We start from the raw sequence: 16,908 nt of genomic DNA on the forward strand, positions 1-16,908 counted from the left end.
ATAGACAGCCCCATCCCGAAAGGGAATCATTTCGCGCGAATGGACGGGTCGCCCCCGGGCTCGCGCGGATCACCTCGCAGGATGCGGCCCGGATCTTTCCGGGCCTCAGTTGTGAAAAAAGGCTCCGGAATCACGGAGCCGCAACGAAAGGACGCTAAACGTGGCACGTATTGCCGGCGTGAACATCCCGACCGCTAAGCGGGTTCCGATCGCCCTCACCTACATCACCGGTATCGGTGACACCACCGCCCGCCAGATCTGCGAAGCCGTCGGCATCGACGTCACCCGCCGGGTCAACGACCTGTCGGATGCCGAGGTGCTGTCGATCCGCGAGCACATCGACGCCAACCTCACCGTGGAAGGCGACCTGCGTCGCGAGACCACGATGAACATCAAGCGCCTGATGGACCTCGGCTGCTACCGTGGCCTGCGCCACCGTCGCAACCTGCCGGTCCGCGGCCAGCGTACCCACACCAATGCTCGCACCCGCAAAGGCCCCGCAAAGGCCATTGCCGGCAAGAAGAAATAAGGGGACGCATCAATGGCACGTGATACCCGTCGCGGAGGCAAGAAGAAGGTCTCCAAGAACATCGCCGCAGGCGTGGCGCATGTGAACTCCTCGTTCAACAACACCAAGATCCTGATCTCGGACGTGCAGGGCAACGCGATCTCCTGGTCGTCCGCCGGCACCATGGGCTTCAAGGGCTCGCGCAAGTCGACCCCCTACGCCGCCCAGCTCGCCGCCGAAGACGCCGGCAAGAAGGCGCAGGACCACGGCGTGAAGACGCTCGAGGTCGAAGTGCAGGGCCCCGGTTCGGGCCGCGAGAGCGCGCTGCGCGCCCTGGCCGCCGTCGGCTTCAACATCACGTCGATCCGCGACGTGACGCCGATCGCCCACAACGGCTGCCGCCCGCCGAAGCGCCGCCGCGTCTGAGCCAGCACTACCCGTTCGGGGCCGCGCCTTGCTGCGCGGCCCCGAACCGTCATTTTGAAACCTCGGGCGTCCGGCTCTTCGGGACCATGGAGCACGGACAGGAATGGAGGGACGCATGATCCACAAGAATTGGGCCGAGCTGATTAAGCCGACGCAGCTCGACGTCAAGCCGGGCAACGACCCGTCGCGCCAGGCGACCGTGGTCGCCGAGCCGCTCGAGCGCGGCTTCGGCCTGACGCTGGGCAACGCGCTGCGCCGCGTGCTGATGTCCTCGCTCCAGGGTGCGGCCATCACCTCCGTCCAGATCGACAACGTGCTGCACGAGTTCTCCTCGATCTCGGGCGTCCGCGAGGACGTGACCGACGTGGTGCTGAACCTCAAGGGCGTGGCGATCCGCATGGAAGTCGAAGGCCCCAAGCGCTTGTCCGTCCAGGCGACCGGCCCCGGCGTCGTCACCGCCGGTGACATCTCCGAGACCGCGGGCATCGAGATCCTCAACAAGGATCACGTGATCTGCCATCTCGACGACGGCGCGTCGCTCTACATGGAGCTGACCGTCAACACCGGCAAGGGCTACGTCGCGGCCGACCGCAACAAGCCCGAGGACGCGCCGATCGGCATGATCGCCATCGACGCCATCTACTCGCCGGTCAAGAAGGTCTCCTATGACGTGCAGCCGACCCGCGAGGGGCAGGTGCTCGACTATGACAAGCTGACCATGAAGGTCGAGACCGACGGTTCGCTGACGCCTGACGACGCCGTGGCCTATGCCGCGCGCATCCTGCAGGACCAGCTGTCGATCTTCGTCAACTTCGACGAGCCGGAATCGGCCTCGGCCGGCGCGCTCGACGACGGTCTGGAGTTCAACCCGCTGCTGCTCAAGAAGGTCGATGAGCTCGAGCTTTCGGTGCGCTCGGCGAACTGCCTGAAGAACGACAACATCGTCTACATCGGCGACCTGATCCAGAAGACCGAAGCCGAGATGCTCCGCACCCCGAACTTCGGCCGCAAGTCGCTCAACGAGATCAAGGAAGTGCTCTCGGGCATGGGCCTGCATCTCGGCATGGACGTCGAGGACTGGCCGCCGGACAACATCGAGGACCTGGCCAAGAAGTTCGAAGACCAGTTCTGAGACACACCGGGGGCGGGCGACCGCCCCCGACACGACCCGGGCATCCCGCCCCAAGGAGAGCGGTCGACACGCATCGGCCGCCGGACAAAGCAAAACGCTAAAGGAGACACCCAATGCGTCATGGAAGTGGCTACCGCCGCCTGAACCGGACCCACGAGCACCGCAAGGCGCTCTTTGCCAACCTCGCCGGCTCGCTGATCGAGCACGAGCAGATCAAGACCACGCTGCCCAAGGCGAAAGACCTGCGCCGCGTGATCGAGAAGCTCGTCACCCTCGGCAAGCGCGGTGACCTGCACGCCCGCCGCCAGGCCGCCGCGCAGCTCAAGCAGGACGCGCATGTCGCCAAGCTGTTCGAGATCCTCGGGCCGCGCTACGCCGAGCGTCAGGGCGGCTATGTCCGCGTGCTGAAGGCCGGCTTCCGCTACGGCGACATGGCGCCGATGGCGATCATCGAATTCGTCGATCGCGACGTCGACGCCAAGGGCGCCGCCGACCGCGCCCGGCTCGAAGCGGAAGACGCCGCCGCGGAGTGATAGGGAGCCAATCCCTAAGAATAGAGCCTCACCCCCAAAGGGTGGGGCTTTTTTGGTTAATGCCCTGACGTCAAAGGTTTAGCTCTTGGGAGCCGGGGGTTTGACGACGTAGAAACGTGACGCGCCTGATCCTTTGGAGAATGGAAGAGCCATGTCACGCAGCGACGGCATCGATCTGCATATCGCCAAGCTTTCGACCCTCGCCCCGGCGGGGTTCTGTCTCGCGCTGCACATCCGCTCCGCCGTGCCGTCGCTGACCCACCAGGCCTTTCCGGCGGGCTGGGTCGAGCGCTACGAGGAAGAGGCCTATGCGCTGCGCGACCCGATCATCGCCTGGGGCTTCAGCACCACGGGAAGTTGCCGCTGGAGCGAGATCGAGATCCCCGATCCCTTCGACATACTGGGCCAGGCCCGCGAGTTCGACATGAATTTCGGCGTCTCGGTGTCCTGCGGCCCGCTGCGGTCGCGCAGCATCGCCTCGGCGTGCCGGACCGAGCGCGAGTTCACCGATCTCGAAATCGAGCGGTTCGCCGCGCGCATCACCCATCTGCACGAGCTGACCGAGCCGCCGCGCGCGCTCACCCGGGCGCAGGCCGAGGCGCTGCGCTGCATCGCCGAGGGCGATCGCCACGCCGCCGCCGCCGCACGGCTGGGAATCTCTGAAAGCGCGCTCAAGGCGCGGCTGGCCTCTGCGCGCAGCGCGCTGCTGGCGCGCACCACCGCCGAGGCGATCCAGCGGGCGCGCGACCAGCGGATGCTCTGAGTGATCGCGGCGGGATCCGAGCCGGATCGGGGCCGCCCGTCCCAGATTTCGGCAGCAATACCAAATCTCTTGGAAGTTATCCACAGATACACTAGATTTGGGGCATGGCTGACCTCTTTGATCATCTTGCCGAGCCTGCCCATGTGCAAACGCCATCACAGCCCGAGCCGAAGGCCGCGCATCGGCCGCTGGCGGACCGGCTGCGCCCGCAGCGGCTTAACGAGGTGATCGGACAGGAGCAGGTTCTGGGACCCGACGCGCCGCTGGGGGCGATGCTCGAGGCGGGCTCGCTCTCCTCGTTGATCCTTTGGGGGCCGCCCGGCGTGGGCAAGACCACCATCGCGCGTCTGCTGGCCGATGCCAGCGATCTCGCCTTCGTGCAGGTCAGCGCGATCTTCACCGGCGTGGCCGATCTCAAGAAGGTCTTCGAGGCGGCGAAGCTCAGGCGCGGGCAGGGGCGGGCGACGCTCTTGTTCGTCGACGAGATCCACCGTTTCAACAAGGCGCAGCAGGACGGTTTCCTGCCGCATATGGAGGATGGCACGATCCTGCTCGTCGGGGCGACGACCGAGAACCCCTCCTTCGAGCTGAACGCGGCGCTTCTGAGCCGGGCGCAGGTGCTGGTGCTGACCCGGCTCGACCTGTCGGATCTCGAACGCCTCGCGCAGCGGGCCGAGCAGGAGCTGGGCCGGGCGCTGCCGCTCGACGGGGCGGCGCGCGAGACGTTGCTGGAAATGGCGGATGGCGACGGGCGGGCGCTGCTCAACCTGATCGAGCAGGTGGCGGCGTGGAAGACCGACACCCGGCTCGGGGTCGAGGCGCTGACCACGCGGCTGATGAAGCGCGCGGCGAAATACGACAAGTCGGGTGAAGAGCATTACAACCTCATCTCGGCGCTGCACAAATCGGTGCGCGGCTCGGATCCCGACGCCGCGCTCTACTGGCTGGGGCGGATGCTGGTGGGGGGCGAGGACCCGCGCTACCTCGCGCGGCGAATCACCCGCATGGCGGTCGAGGACATCGGGCTGGCCGATCCGCAGGCGCAGACGATCTGCCTGCACGCCTGGGAGACCTACGAGCGGCTGGGCAGCCCCGAGGGCGATCTCGCGCTGGGGCAGGCGGTGATCTACCTCGCGCTCGCGCCCAAATCCAACGCCGGTTACGCCGCCTTCAAGGCGGCGCTGGCCGAGGCGCGCAAGACCGGCTCCGAGCCGCCGCCCAAGCACATCCTCAACGCGCCGACCCGGCTGATGAAGGAGCAGGGCTATGGCAAGGGCTACGACTACGACCACGACGCGGAGGACGCGTTTTCGGGGCAGAACTACTTCCCCGAGACGATGAAGCGGCCGGTCTATTACACGCCGGTCGATCGCGGACATGAGCGCGAGCTCAGGAAGCGGGTCGAGTTCTTCTCGGGCCTGCGCGAAAAGCGCAGGCGCGGCGAGGGACGCTGACCGGGCAGGGGCGCTGCCCCCGGCCTGCGGCCTCCCCCGGCGTATTTGGGGAAAGATGAAAGGGGCGGCGCTTGACAAGCCGGGGCGGCCCAACGACACCGCGCGGATGATGACATCCCTTGCATTGGTGGCCGCGGGCGGCGCCGCGGGCGCGAGCCTGCGGTTTCTTGTCGGACAGGCGCTGGCCTTTCCGCTGGGCACCCTTGCGGTGAACCTCGCGGGCAGCCTCGCCATCGGCGCGCTGTGGGTGCTGCTCGAGACGCGCGCGGCGCATCTCGCGCCGCTGCTGATCACCGGACTTCTGGGCGGGTTCACTACCTTCTCGGCCTTTTCGCTCGATGCGCTGCGGCTCATGGAGGCGGGGCGCGCGGGCGCGGCGTTGGCCTATGTGGCGGGATCGGTCATTCTTTCAATCGCGGCCTGTGCTTTGGGCCTCTGGATCGCAAGGAGCCTCTCATGAGCGGCGTGCAGACCATTACCGTAGGCGCCGACGAGGGCGATCAGCGGCTCGACCGCTGGCTCAAGCGGCGCTTTCCCCACCTCGTCCAGACCCGGATCGAGAAGATGTGCCGCAAGGGCGAGCTGCGGGTCGAGGGCGGGCGCGTGAAGCCCGCCACCCGGCTGGAGGTCGGCCAGAGCGTGCGCGTGCCGCCCATTCCCGAGGCGCATGAAGTCGAAAGTCGGCCCGTCGACCGCAGTCAGATCTCCAGGAAGGACGCGGAGATGATCCGCGGCTGCGTGATCTATCGCGACGAGCACATCATCGCCATCAACAAGCCCGCGGGCCTGCCGACCCAGGGCGGCTCGGGTGTGTCGAAGCATGTCGATGGCCTTGCCGAGGCGCTGCGCGACGGGTTCGAGGACAAGCCGCGCCTCGTGCACCGGCTCGACAAGGACACCTCCGGCGTGCTGCTTCTGGCGCGCACCCGCATGGCGGCCAAGGGGCTGACCGAGAACCTCAAGCATCGCGAGACGCGCAAGATCTACTGGGCCGCCGTCGCGGGCGCGCCGCAGCCGCGCGCGGGCATCATCAAGTATGGCCTCGTCAAGGCCATGGGCCACGGCAAGGGCGGCGAGGGCGAGAAGATGCAGTGCATCCACCCCGCCGAGGTCGACAAGACGCCGGGCGCCAAGCGCGCCACCACCGAATTCGCCACCATCAGCGCGCTGGGGCAGCGCGTGTCGTGGATGGCGCTGGTGCCGGTGACGGGGCGCACGCACCAGCTGCGCGCGCATATGGCCGAGATGGGCCACCCGGTGGTGGGCGACGGCAAATACGGCGGCTCGGGTCAGGAGAACCTCGGCGATGGCTGGGGCGCGGGGTTGGGCGCGGAGATCGACCGCAAGCTGCACCTGCACGCGCGCTCGCTCAGGATCGAGCATCCGATCACCAAGGCGGTGCTGCAGCTGGTCGCGCCCTTGCCCGATCACATGGCGCGGACCTGGGATTTCCTCGGCTGGGAGCCGCGCGAGGCGCCGCTCGATCCCTTCGATCCGGATGAATTCACCGGATGACCGAGCTGCGGCTGGTGATCTTCGACGTCGACGGCACGCTGGTCGACAGCCAGGCGGACATCCTCGCCGCGATGGGGGCGGCTTTTGCCGCCGAGGGGCTGGAGATGCCTGCGCGCGAGCGGGTGCTGTCCGGCGTCGGCCTATCGCTGCCCGAGACGTTTTTGAGGCTCGCGGGCGAGCAGGGGCAGGACACCCGCGCCCGCATGATCGCGACCTATTGCACCGCCTATGCCGATCTGCGGCAGGCGCATGGGCCCCGGAGCAGCCCCTTCTACCCCGGCGCGCGCGCGGCGCTCGACCGGTTGGCGGGGGAGGAACACACGCTGCTCGCCGTGGCCACCGGCAAGTCGCGGCGCGGGCTCGACCGGTTGATTGAGGCGCATGGGCTGGAGGGGCTGTTTCACAGCCGCCAGACCGCTGATGATCACCCTTCGAAGCCCAACCCGGCGATGATCCGCGCCGCGCTCGACGAGACGGGGGTGGCGGCGCATCGCGCGGTGATGATCGGCGACACCCGCTTCGACATCGACATGGCGCGCGCGGCCGGGGTGGCCTCGATCGGCGTGGCCTGGGGTTATCAGCCGGCGGCGGGGCTCGGCGCCGACCGCATCATCCATGACTGGGCCGGGCTCGCGCCCGCGCTCGACGATCTGACGGAGACGATTTCATGAGCGAATGGAAGGCCAAGCGGTTCTGGACGCAGGCCACGGTCGAACCGGTGGAGGGCGGCTGGCAGGTGCTGCTCGACGGGCGCCCCGTGCGCACGCCCGCCAAGGCGGCGCTGGTGCTGCCCTCCGAGCGGCTGGCGCGCGCCATCGCCGAGGAATGGCAGGCGCAGGGCGAGAAGATCGACCCGCGTGCCATGCCCGCCACCCGCACCGCCAACTCGGCCATCGACAAGGTTTCGGTGCAGCGCGACGAGGTGGCGGAGATGCTGGCGGCCTACGGCGGCTCGGACATGCTGTGCTACCGCGCCGAGGGGCCGGCCGAGCTGGTGGCGCGGCAATCGGCGGAGTGGGACCCGCTGCTCGACTGGGCCGAGGCGCGCTTCGACGCGCGGCTGGTGAGCGTCGCGGGCGTCATGCCGGTGGCGCAGGACGCGGCGGCGCTGGAGCGGCTGGCCGCGCCGCTGCGCGACATGGACCCCTTCGCGCTTGCGGCGTTTCATGATCTCGTGGCGCTCTCGGGCTCGCTCGTGCTGGCCCATGCCGTCACCGAGGGGCATCTGGGCGCCTCCGAGGCCTGGCGGCTGTCGCGGCTCGACGAGGAATGGCAGATCGAGCAATGGGGCGAGGACGAGGAGGCCGAGGCGCTCGCGCAGATGAAGCGCGCGGCGTTCCACGACGCGGCGCGGTTCTGGTCGCTGCTCGGCTGAGGCCGGCGACGACGCGCTGCAAGACCTGCGGGCGGTCCCTTCGGGGCCGCCCGTTTTTCATGCGCGCGTGCGGCCTTACCCGGCGTCCGCGCCATGGCGTGACGGGGGGGTGGGACTTGACCTCTCGGCAAATCATTGCCCAACTGCCCCGGTCGGGGCCCATTGGCTCCAGCATCCCGCCGGGCCGGATCGCGCCCGGCACAAGGAAAGCCGCCCCCGTCAAGAGGGGCCGCTACACAGGAAGAGGTTATTCATGAAGAAATCCGTACTCTTCGGCGCCCTGACCGTCACCGGTCTCGCTGCCGGAGCTGCGCAGGCCGCCACGCTTGACGAGGTCAAGGAACGCGGCGAACTGAACTGCGGCGTGGTGACCGGCCTGGCCGGCTTCGGCGCCCCCGACGCCAACGGCGTGTGGGAGGGCTTCGACGTCTCCGTCTGCCGTGCCGTCGCCGCCGCCGTGCTGGGCGATCCCACGGCCGTCAACTTCGTGCCCACCACCGGGCAGACCCGCTTTACCGCGCTGGCCTCGGGCGAGATCGACCTGCTCGCGCGCAACACCACCTGGACCTTCTCGCGCGACACCGACCTCAAGTTCGATTTCGCCGGCGTCAACTACTATGACGGCCAGGGCTTCATCGTGCCGACCGAACTGGGCGTCTCCTCGGCCAAGGATCTCGACGGCGCGACCGTCTGCATTCAGACCGGCACCACCACCGAGCTGAACCTCGCGGACTTCTTCCGCAACAACAACATCAGCTACGAGCCCGTGCCCGTGGAGACCAACGCCGAGGCGCAGCAGCAGTACCTCGCCGGGGCCTGCGACGCCTACACCACCGATGCTTCGGGCCTCGCCGCGACCCGCGCCACCTTCGAGAATCCGGCCGATCACGTGATCCTGCCCGAGATCATCTCCAAGGAGCCGCTCGGCCCGCTCGTGCGCCACGGCGACAACGAATGGGGCGACATCGTGCGCTGGACGCTCAACGCGCTGATCGCCGCCGAGGAATACGGCGTGACCTCGGCCAATGTCAACGAGTTGGCCGCCGCTCCGGGCACCAACCCCGAGGTGAACCGTCTGCTCGGCACCGAGGGCGAGCTCGGCGCGATGATCGGTCTCGAGAACGACTGGGCCAAGAACGCGATCGCCGCGGGTGGCAACTACGGCGAGATCTTCGAGAAGAACATCGGCGAGAACACCCCGATCGGTCTGGCGCGCGGTCTCAACGCGCAGTGGACCAACGGCGGCCTGATCTACGCGCCGCCCTTCCGCTAAGCACATCGGGAGGGGCGTGCGCGCCCCTCCCCACCAACGAAGGATCAGGCGCGCAGCGCCGCCTTTTCCCCCACGCACAGGGCGCAGCCGGAGCAACCGGCGCGAGGCCGGCACGGGGGACCAACGGGGACCATTTCATGACAACGACCTCGGATGCTCCGAAGGCCGGGTTTCGGCCTAGCCAGCTCATCTACGACACCCGCTACCGCTCCATGACCATCCAGGTGATCGCCTTCATCGCGTTGATGCTGGGGCTGAGCTGGCTGGTGTCGAACACGATCGCCAACCTCTCCGCGCTCGGCAAGGATTTCGATTTCGGCTTTCTGGGTCAGCGCGCTGGCTATGACATCAACCAGCGGCTGATCGACTACGACAGCTCCTCCTCGCATGGCCGGGCCGCCCTCGTGGGCATCCTCAACACGCTTCTGATCGCGGTGCTGGGCTGCGCCCTCGCCACCGTCGTGGGCGTCTTGGCGGGCGTGCTGCGCCTGTCGAAGAACTGGCTCGTGGCCAATCTGATGGCCGTTTATGTCGAGGGCTTCCGCAACATCCCCGTGCTGCTGTGGATCCTGCTGATCTTCGCGCTGATGACCGAAGCCACGCCGCAGCCGCGCGATTTCCGCGAGGGCGGCGATGCCTCGATGATCCTGGGCGACAGCGTGGCGATCACCAACCGCGGCGTCTTCATCCCGGCCCCCGCATGGGGCAACGGCTCGATGATCCTGCTGATCGTGCTGGTGCTGTCGCTCGTCGCGGTCTGGGGCTGGCGGCGCTACGCCCATAAGGTCCAGGAAGACACGGGCCGCATCCTGCCGATCGGCTGGGGCACGCTGGGCCTTCTGATCGTGCCGCTGGCGGTCGCCTTTCTCGCGCTGTCGGCGACCTCGGGCCGGGTGACGCAGCCGATCTACGTCACCGGCGCGGCCGAGGGCACGAGCCTTGCCGATTTCGGCGCGGCACAGCAGGGCATCAACGCCTGCGCCGTGCCCTATTCGACCGAATCGCTGAACCTGCGCCGCGCGCTGCGCGCCGAGGGGCTGCGCTTCAACGTGGTCGACGTGACGAGCGCCGAGGAGGCCATCGCCGCCGCCGAGGAGGGGCGCTGCAACATCCTGTCGCTGCCCGCCTCGACCGAGGCCGCCACGGTGCCCGCGGGCGCCGTGGCGCTGTCGGACACGATCCGGCGCGGCAGCCCGGTGCAGTTCGAAAGCCCCGTGCTCGGCGGCTTCAACTTCGAGGGCGGTCTGCAGCTTCGTAATTCGCTGATCGCGCTGTGGCTGGCGCTGTCGCTCTACACCGGCGCCTTCATCGCCGAGAACGTGCGCGGTGGCATCCTGTCGGTTTCCAAGGGCCAGACCGAGGCGGCCTTCGCGCTGGGCATCAAGCCCTCGCGCACCATGCGCCTCGTGATCCTGCCGCAGGCGCTTCGGGTCATCATCCCGCCGATGATCTCGCAATATCTCAACCTTACCAAGAACTCGTCGCTGGCGATCGCGGTGGGTTACATGGACGTGAGATCGACGCTGGGAGGCATCACCATCAACCAGACCGGCAAGGAGCTGGAGGGGATGCTGCTTCTGGGGCTGTTCTACCTCGTGACCAGCCTGATCATTTCGAGCGCGATGAACCTCTACAATTCCCGCGTCAAGCTGAAGGAGCGCTGAGATGTCGGACACGCATGCGCAGACCGTCTCCTACGTGCGCGAGACCATGCTGCCGGAGGCCGAGCCTCCGGTCGGCAACCGCGGCGCGCTGCTCTGGGTGCGCGAGAACCTCTTCTCGGGCTGGCTCAACATCCTGCTTACCCTGGTTTCGCTCTACGTGATCTGGTGGGCCTTGGCCCACACCATGCCGTGGGTCTTCCGCGGCATCTGGAACGCGGGCTCGCTCTCGGAGTGCCGCGAGATCCGCGACGCCACGCTGCCTGAGGGCACCTCGGCCGCCTGCTGGGCGGTGCTGAGCGACCGCTGGCAGCAGCTGATGTTCGGCTTCTACCCGCGCGAGCTCTACTGGCGCCCGGTGCTGGCGCTGGTGATCTTCCTCGCGGCCATCGCGCCGGTGCTGTTCTCGCACATGCCGCGCAAGGCGCTGTGGCTCACGGCAGCGTCGCCTTTCGTCATGTTCTGGCTGCTCTGGGGCGGCTCGGTCTGGTTTCCCGTCTCGGTCGCGCTCGGCTTCGCGCTGGGCTGGGCCGCGTGGCGGGCGCTGGCGCCGTTGGCGGGCACGCTCATCGCCTCCATCGTCGCGGTGGCGCTGCCCGTCGTCTATTGGCTCTACAGCGCGGGAACGCTGGCGCGCGAGCTCGATCAGGCGATGCCGCTGAGCATCGAATACGTGCCGAGCCAGGATTTCGGCGGCTTCATGCTGTCGTTCATCATCGGCATCGCGGGCATCATCCTGTCGCTGCCGCTGGGCATCCTGCTGGCGCTGGGCCGGCAGTCGGATCTCTTCATCATCAACAAGATCTCGGTGGGCTTCATCGAGATCATCCGTGGCGTGCCGCTGATCGTCTGGCTGTTCACCGCCTCCCTGCTGCTGAACTACTTCCTGCCGCCGGGGACCAACTTCGACCTGATGCTGCGGGTCATCATCATGGTGACGCTGTTTGCCGCGGCCTATATCGCCGAAGTGGTGCGCGGCGGTCTCGCCGCCCTGCCCAAGGGGCAGTACGAGGCCGCCGACGCGCTCGGGCTCGACTACTGGAAGTCGATGCGGCTGATCATCCTGCCGCAGGCGCTCAAGATCTCGATCCCCGGCATCGTCAACACCTTCATCGGCCTGTTCAAGGACACGACGCTGGTGGTGTTCATCGGCCTGCTGGACCCGATCGGCCTGTCGAACGCGATCCGCGCCTCGACCGAGTGGAACGGCATCTACTGGGAGCTTTTCGTCTTCATCGGCCTGCTGTTCTTCATCTGCTGCTTCAGCATGTCCCGCTATTCGCTGTACCTGGAGAAAAAGCTCCAGCGCGGCCACAACTGAGGAGGGTGTGATGACCGACACCACCGCCGCCCGCACCATCGACCGCAGCCACATGCAGGTCTCCGACGAGGTCGCGATCGAGATCTCGAACATGAACAAGTGGTACGGCTCGTTCCACGTGCTGCGCGACATCGATCTCACCGTCTACCAGGGCGAGCGGATCGTGATCTGCGGGCCCTCGGGCTCGGGCAAGTCGACGCTGATCCGCTGCATCAACCGGCTGGAGGAGCACCAGTCGGGCCGGATCGTCGTCGACGGAACTGAGCTGTCCTCGGACCTCAAGAACATCGACAAGATCCGCTCCGAGGTCGGGATGTGCTTTCAGCACTTCAACCTCTTTCCGCATTTGACCATCCTCGAGAACTGCACCCTCGCGCCGATCTGGGTCCGCAAGACACCCAAGCGCGAGGCCGAGGAGATCGCGATGCATTTCCTCGAAAAGGTGAAGATCCCCGATCAGGCGCACAAGTATCCCGGCCAGCTGTCGGGCGGGCAGCAGCAGCGCGTCGCCATCGCGCGCTCGCTGTGCATGAAGCCGCGGATCATGCTCTTCGACGAGCCGACCTCGGCGCTCGATCCCGAGATGATCAAGGAGGTGCTCGACACGATGATCGAGCTGGCCGAGGAGGGAATGACCATGCTCTGCGTGACCCATGAGATGGGCTTCGCGCGGCAGGTCGCCAACCGGGTGATCTTCATGGACCAGGGCCAGATCGTCGAGCAGAACGAGCCGGAGGCCTTCTTCAACAGCCCCCAGTCCGACCGGACCAAGCTGTTCCTCAGCCAGATCCTCGGCCACTGACCGCCCGGTCTGCGTATTTGAAGAAAGATGAAGGGGAGGGGTCGCGAAAGCGGCCCCTTTCGCGCTTTAGAGGTCGGCGGGAATGGCGAAACCCGCGACGCGGCCCCGGGCAATGGCCGACCAGTCGTCCGTGTCGAACTCCAGCACCGTGACGGCACAGGTCGGGTAATCGGCGAAACGCGGATGCGCCGGGGCCTCGGCCGCGAGATCGGCGGCGAGCTGTCCGATGCCCGGGTTGTGGGCAACGATCGCGATGCTGCGCGCGCTCATGCCCTCCAATGCGCTGCGCAGCTTGCGCGGCGGGGCGGCGTAGAGCGCAGGCGCGTGCCGGATCTCGGGCGCGGCGGGCCATTCGGGGCGCATCAGATCGAGCGTCTCGCGCGTGCGGGCGGCGTCCGAGCACAGCACCAGCTCGGGGGTGTGGCCGCCACGGGCCAGCCATGCGCCCATGCGCGGCGCATCGCGCCGGCCGCGCGGGGCGAGCGGGCGCTCGTGGTCGGGCTGGCCGGGATCAGCCCAGTCGGATTTGGCATGGCGGATCAGGATGAGCGTGAGGCTCATGCCGCGCCGCGCGGCTTCATGCTGCTCTCGGTCGAGCGGATGATCGAGCCTGCGCCATGTTCGGTGAAGAGCTCCAAGAGCGCCGCGTTGGGCAGCCGCCCGTCGAGGATCACCACCGCGCGCACCCCGGCCTCGAGCGCGGCGAGCGCGGTCTCGGTCTTGGGGATCATGCCGCCCGCGATCACGCCGTCGGCGGTCAGCTGGCGCACCTGCTCGGGGGAGAGCTGGGTGACGACCTCGCCGCTCGCATCCTTGACGCCGGAGACGTCGGTGAGCAGCAGCAGGCGGTCGGCCTCCAATGCTCCGGCGATGGCGCCCGCGGCGGTGTCGCCGTTGACGTTGAAGGTCTCGTTGGGGTCCATGCCGGTGGCGACGGGGGCGACGACCGGGATGATCCCGGCGGCGAACATGTCGCGCAGCACCTGCACGTTCATCTCCACGGGCCGGCCCACGAAGCCGAGCTCGGGATCGTCGGCCACCGCGACCATCAGGTCGTCATCCTTGCCCGACAGCCCCACGGCGCGGCCGCCCTCGTCCATGATCGCCTGCACAATGCGCTTGTTGACGAGACCGGTGAGCACCATCTCGACCACCTCGACGGTGGCCTTGTCGGTGACGCGCTTGCCGCGCACGAAGCTCGATTCGATGCCGAGCTTGGCCAGCACCTCGTTGATCATCGGCCCGCCGCCATGCACGACGACGGGGTTCACGCCGACCTGGCGCATCAGCACCACGTCTCGGGCGAACTCGGCCATGGCATCGGCGTCGCCCATGGCGTTGCCGCCGAACTTCACCACGACGATCGCGCCCGAGTAGCGCTGCAGGTAGGGCAGGGCCTCGGAGAGGGTCTTGGCGGTGGCGATCCAGTCTCGGTCCATCTTCTGCGTCCTCATCAGAGGCCCCTGTTCAGTGCGTCAGCCCAGCCCCGCGACGATGGCGCGAAGCGTCTCGATCCCGTCGCCCTTCTCGGAGCTGGTCAGCACCAGCTCGGGGTAGGCGGCGGGGTGCTTGTTCAGCGCCGCGCGGGTCAGGCCGAGGCTCTGCTCCAGCTCGCTCTTCTTCACCTTGTCGATCTTGGTCATCACGACCTGGAACGGCACGGCGGAGCGATCGAGCAGGGTCATGATCTCCTCGTCGACCTTCTTGGCGCCGTGGCGCGCGTCGATCAGCACGAAGGCGCGGCGCAGCGTCGGACGGCCCGAAAGATACTGCTTCAGAAGCCGCTGCCATTTCTCGACCACGGCGACCGGGGCGTTGGCGAAGCCGTAGCCCGGCAGGTCGACGATATAGTGGCTCTCGGCGGCGGTGAAGAAGTTGATCTCCTGCGTCCGCCCCGGCGTGTTCGAGGCCCGCGCGATCGCCTTGCGGCCGGTCAGCGCGTTGATCAGCGAGGATTTCCCGACGTTGGAGCGGCCTGCGAAACAGACCTCGACCCGGTCGGCGGGCGGCAGGCCGGACATGGCGACGACGCCCTTGAGGAACTCGACCTCTCCGGCGAAGAGAAGCCGCCCCGCCTCGGCCTCTTGCGGCTCGGGCGGGGCGGCCTCGGGAAAGGTCATCTTCATGCCGCTCACTTCTTCGGCTTTCCGGGCGCATTGGCGGCGTTGGCGGCCTTGGCCTCGGCGGCCTTCTTGCGATTGAAGCCCGAGCGGATGTTGCCGAAGACGTCCGGCTTGGCGCCATGGCTGCGCATGATCGCGTATTGCTGGATGAAGGTCACCACGTTGTTGGTGATCCAGTAGAGCACGAGGCCCGCGGCGAAGTTGCCCAGCATGAACATGAAGACCCAGGGCATCCAGGCGAAGACCATCTTCTGCGTCGGGTCGGCGGGGGCCGGGTTCAGCTTCTGCTGCAGCCACATCGAGATCCCGAGCAGGATCGGCAGCACGCCCAGCGAGATGATCGCGAGGAAGCTCGACGGATCGGGGGCCGCGAAGGGCAGCAGGCCGAACAGGTTGAGGATCGAGGACGGGTCGGGGGCCGACAGGTCGCGGATCCAGCCGAACCATTCGGCGTGGCGCAGCTCGATGGTGACGAAGATCACCTTGTAGAGCGAGAAGAAGATCGGGATCTGAAGCAGGATCGGCAGGCAGCCCGAGGCCGGGTTCACCTTGTTCTCCTTGTAGAGCTTCATCATGCCCTTTTGCATTTCCTGCCGGTCGTCGCCCGCGCGCTCCTTGAGCGCTTCCATCTCGGGCTGCAGCTCCTTCATCTTCGCCATGGAGACATAGGAGCGGTAGGCCAGCGGGAAGACGATCGCCTTGAGGATCAGCGTCAGCGCGACGATGGCCCAGCCCATGTTGCCGATCACCCCGTTGAGGAAGTGCAGCAGGATGAAGATCGGCTTGGTCAGGAAGAAGAACCAGCCCCAGTCGATGCTGTCGACGAAGCCCTGGATGCCGCCCTCGTTCTGGTAGCCCTTGATCGCTTCCCATTCCTTGGCGCCCGCGAAGAGGCGGGTGTCCGAGGAGGCGGTGGCGCCGGGGGCCACCTCGAGCGCGGGCAGCACGGCGTCGGTCTGGTAGACCTCCGAGCGGTCGGAATAACGCACCACCGAGCGGAACGGCGTGGCGGGCTCGGGGATGAGCGTGGTCATCCAGTACTTGTCGGTAAAGCCGGTCCAGCCGTTCTCGGTCACCTCGGAGACATCGACCCGGCCCGCGCCGCGGGCGTCGGGCTCGAGATCGGGCATGTCGGAGTAGTCGATCTCCTCGAGCGTGCCGTCGGTCATTCGCACCACGCCCTCGTGCAGGATGAAGAAGCCCTGCGTATCGGGCTCGCCATGCCGCGCGACAAAGCCGTAGGGCGCGAGGGTGACGGCGGTCTCGGTGGTGTTCTCGACGGTCTGCTCAACATCGAACATGAACTTGTCATCGACCGAGATGGTGCGACGGAAGATCAGCCCTTCGCCATTGTCCCACGACAGGGTCACCGGGGTCTGCGGCGTCAGCGTCTCGCCCTCCTCCAGCGTCCACAGCGTGTCCGGGCCGGGCAGGGGGGCGGTGGTGCCGCCGGTCGGGGCCCAGCCCCAGACGGCGTAGTAGGGCGTGTCGCTGCCCACGGGCGAGAGCAGCCGCACCAGCGGGCTCTCGGGGTCGAGCGTCTCGTGGTAATCGGTGAGCGACAGGTCGTCGATCCGGCCGCCACGCAGCGACAGCGAACCGGTCAGGCTCGGCGTTTCGACGGCAACGCGCGGGGCTTCCTGCGCCACGGGGGCGGCCTGCTCCAGCGCGCTGCCGGGGACGGAATCATCGGCGGTGCCGGGGCCGAGGCTCTCGGTGGGCGCGGTCGAGATTTCGTCGATCTCGGGCGAGGGGGCCTGCTCCTCGGGCGGAAAGATCAGGAACCAGCCGAGGATCACCACCAGGCTGAGCACTGTTGCCAGGATCAGGTTCTTGTTCTGATCATCCATGAAAAGCCGCCCTCGATCGCCGGAAAAGGTCAGTGGCGGTTCAACAGGGCGAGGGTCGGAAGGTCAAGCTCTTTCGCCCCTGCGGGGCGGTGACGGGCCAGTGGACGCGGCGGTTGACGAGCCGGCAGGCGGGCCGAGGCGGGGCCCGGCTGGGCGGCAGTCTGCCGGGGCT

At 67.6% G+C, this 16,908-nt stretch carries 18 protein-coding genes; 14 read left to right on the top strand and 4 right to left on the bottom strand.

The features are described 5' to 3' along the window. The first annotated feature begins 160 nt into the window (after nucleotides 1-160). From rpsM to NHG85_RS10795, 14 genes are all read left to right on the top strand, one after another. Nucleotides 161-529 carry a 30S ribosomal protein S13 gene (rpsM, locus tag NHG85_RS10730; protein ID WP_026147428.1) on the top strand — a complete coding sequence of 123 codons (369 nt, stop codon included), beginning with the start codon at nucleotides 161-163 and terminating at the stop codon, nucleotides 527-529. Nucleotides 530-541: 12 nt separating this feature from the next. After that, nucleotides 542-934: a 30S ribosomal protein S11 gene (gene rpsK, locus NHG85_RS10735; protein ID WP_099277769.1), complete on the top strand. Its 393-nt coding sequence runs from the start codon at nucleotides 542-544 to the stop codon at nucleotides 932-934. Nucleotides 935-1,049: 115 nt separating this feature from the next. Further along, entirely contained in the window at nucleotides 1,050-2,066 is a 1,017-nt protein-coding gene (locus tag NHG85_RS10740) for a DNA-directed RNA polymerase subunit alpha (protein WP_253332245.1), read from the top strand. Nucleotides 2,067-2,179: 113 nt separating this feature from the next. Then, nucleotides 2,180-2,599, top strand: coding sequence for a 50S ribosomal protein L17 (gene rplQ / locus NHG85_RS10745; RefSeq protein ID WP_085894965.1), 420 nt, complete (start codon nucleotides 2,180-2,182; stop codon nucleotides 2,597-2,599). A gap of 151 nt (nucleotides 2,600-2,750) precedes the next feature. After that, nucleotides 2,751-3,362 carry an autoinducer binding domain-containing protein gene (locus tag NHG85_RS10750; RefSeq protein ID WP_253332247.1) on the top strand — a complete coding sequence of 204 codons (612 nt, stop codon included), beginning with the start codon at nucleotides 2,751-2,753 and terminating at the stop codon, nucleotides 3,360-3,362. A 104-nt stretch (nucleotides 3,363-3,466) separates the two neighbouring features. Next, on the top strand, nucleotides 3,467-4,816 hold the full coding sequence (locus NHG85_RS10755) for a replication-associated recombination protein A (RefSeq protein ID WP_253332249.1): 1,350 nt from the start codon (nucleotides 3,467-3,469) through the stop codon (nucleotides 4,814-4,816). A 106-nt stretch (nucleotides 4,817-4,922) separates the two neighbouring features. Further along, complete coding sequence (crcB, locus tag NHG85_RS10760; protein WP_253332251.1) at nucleotides 4,923-5,276, top strand: fluoride efflux transporter CrcB; 354 nt, start codon at nucleotides 4,923-4,925, stop codon at nucleotides 5,274-5,276. Next, on the top strand, nucleotides 5,273-6,331 hold the full coding sequence (locus tag NHG85_RS10765; RefSeq protein WP_253332253.1) for an RluA family pseudouridine synthase: 1,059 nt from the start codon (nucleotides 5,273-5,275) through the stop codon (nucleotides 6,329-6,331). The genes crcB and NHG85_RS10765 overlap by 4 nt, the downstream gene beginning before the upstream one ends. Beyond that, complete coding sequence (locus tag NHG85_RS10770; protein WP_253332255.1) at nucleotides 6,328-7,002, top strand: HAD-IA family hydrolase; 675 nt, start codon at nucleotides 6,328-6,330, stop codon at nucleotides 7,000-7,002. Before NHG85_RS10765 ends, NHG85_RS10770 begins: the two co-directional genes overlap by 4 nt. Beyond that, nucleotides 6,999-7,706, top strand: a complete 708-nt coding sequence (locus NHG85_RS10775) for an ATP12 family chaperone protein (RefSeq protein WP_253332257.1) — start codon at nucleotides 6,999-7,001, stop codon at nucleotides 7,704-7,706. Before NHG85_RS10770 ends, NHG85_RS10775 begins: the two co-directional genes overlap by 4 nt. A 253-nt stretch (nucleotides 7,707-7,959) precedes the next feature. Beyond that, nucleotides 7,960-8,979 (top strand): amino acid ABC transporter substrate-binding protein, encoded by a 1,020-nt coding sequence (locus tag NHG85_RS10780; protein ID WP_253332259.1) that lies wholly within the window; start codon nucleotides 7,960-7,962, stop codon nucleotides 8,977-8,979. A gap of 137 nt (nucleotides 8,980-9,116) precedes the next feature. After that, nucleotides 9,117-10,643, top strand: a complete 1,527-nt coding sequence (locus NHG85_RS10785; protein WP_253332261.1) for an amino acid ABC transporter permease — start codon at nucleotides 9,117-9,119, stop codon at nucleotides 10,641-10,643. A gap of 1 nt (nucleotide 10,644) precedes the next feature. Further along, the gene (locus NHG85_RS10790) at nucleotides 10,645-11,961 is read left to right on the top strand and encodes an amino acid ABC transporter permease (protein ID WP_253332263.1); all 1,317 of its coding nucleotides are present in this window, start codon (nucleotides 10,645-10,647) and stop codon (nucleotides 11,959-11,961) included. A gap of 10 nt (nucleotides 11,962-11,971) precedes the next feature. Next, nucleotides 11,972-12,763, top strand: coding sequence for an amino acid ABC transporter ATP-binding protein (locus tag NHG85_RS10795; RefSeq protein WP_305884598.1), 792 nt, complete (start codon nucleotides 11,972-11,974; stop codon nucleotides 12,761-12,763). Nucleotides 12,764-12,829: 66 nt separating this feature from the next. Here NHG85_RS10795 and NHG85_RS10800 read toward each other — a convergent pair whose 3' ends face one another. The 4 genes from NHG85_RS10800 to yidC are packed head-to-tail and all read right to left on the bottom strand — an operon-like array spanning nucleotide 12,830 to nucleotide 16,736. Beyond that, the gene (locus tag NHG85_RS10800; protein WP_253332265.1) at nucleotides 12,830-13,324 is read right to left on the bottom strand and encodes a SixA phosphatase family protein; all 495 of its coding nucleotides are present in this window, start codon (nucleotides 13,322-13,324) and stop codon (nucleotides 12,830-12,832) included. Next, entirely contained in the window at nucleotides 13,321-14,217 is an 897-nt protein-coding gene (argB, locus tag NHG85_RS10805; protein WP_253332267.1) for an acetylglutamate kinase, read from the bottom strand. The genes NHG85_RS10800 and argB overlap by 4 nt, the downstream gene beginning before the upstream one ends. Nucleotides 14,218-14,238: 21 nt before the next feature. Further along, nucleotides 14,239-14,889 (bottom strand): ribosome biogenesis GTP-binding protein YihA/YsxC, encoded by a 651-nt coding sequence (gene yihA / locus NHG85_RS10810; RefSeq protein ID WP_253332269.1) that lies wholly within the window; start codon nucleotides 14,887-14,889, stop codon nucleotides 14,239-14,241. 5 nt (nucleotides 14,890-14,894) lie between these two features. Continuing rightward, nucleotides 14,895-16,736 carry a membrane protein insertase YidC gene (gene yidC / locus NHG85_RS10815; RefSeq protein WP_253332271.1) on the bottom strand — a complete coding sequence of 614 codons (1,842 nt, stop codon included), beginning with the start codon at nucleotides 16,734-16,736 and terminating at the stop codon, nucleotides 14,895-14,897. Between the last annotated feature and the right edge of the window lie 172 nt (nucleotides 16,737-16,908).

The sequence above is a fragment of the Limimaricola litoreus genome, assembly GCF_024159025.1.
Lineage (GTDB): Bacteria > Pseudomonadota > Alphaproteobacteria > Rhodobacterales > Rhodobacteraceae > Limimaricola > Limimaricola litoreus.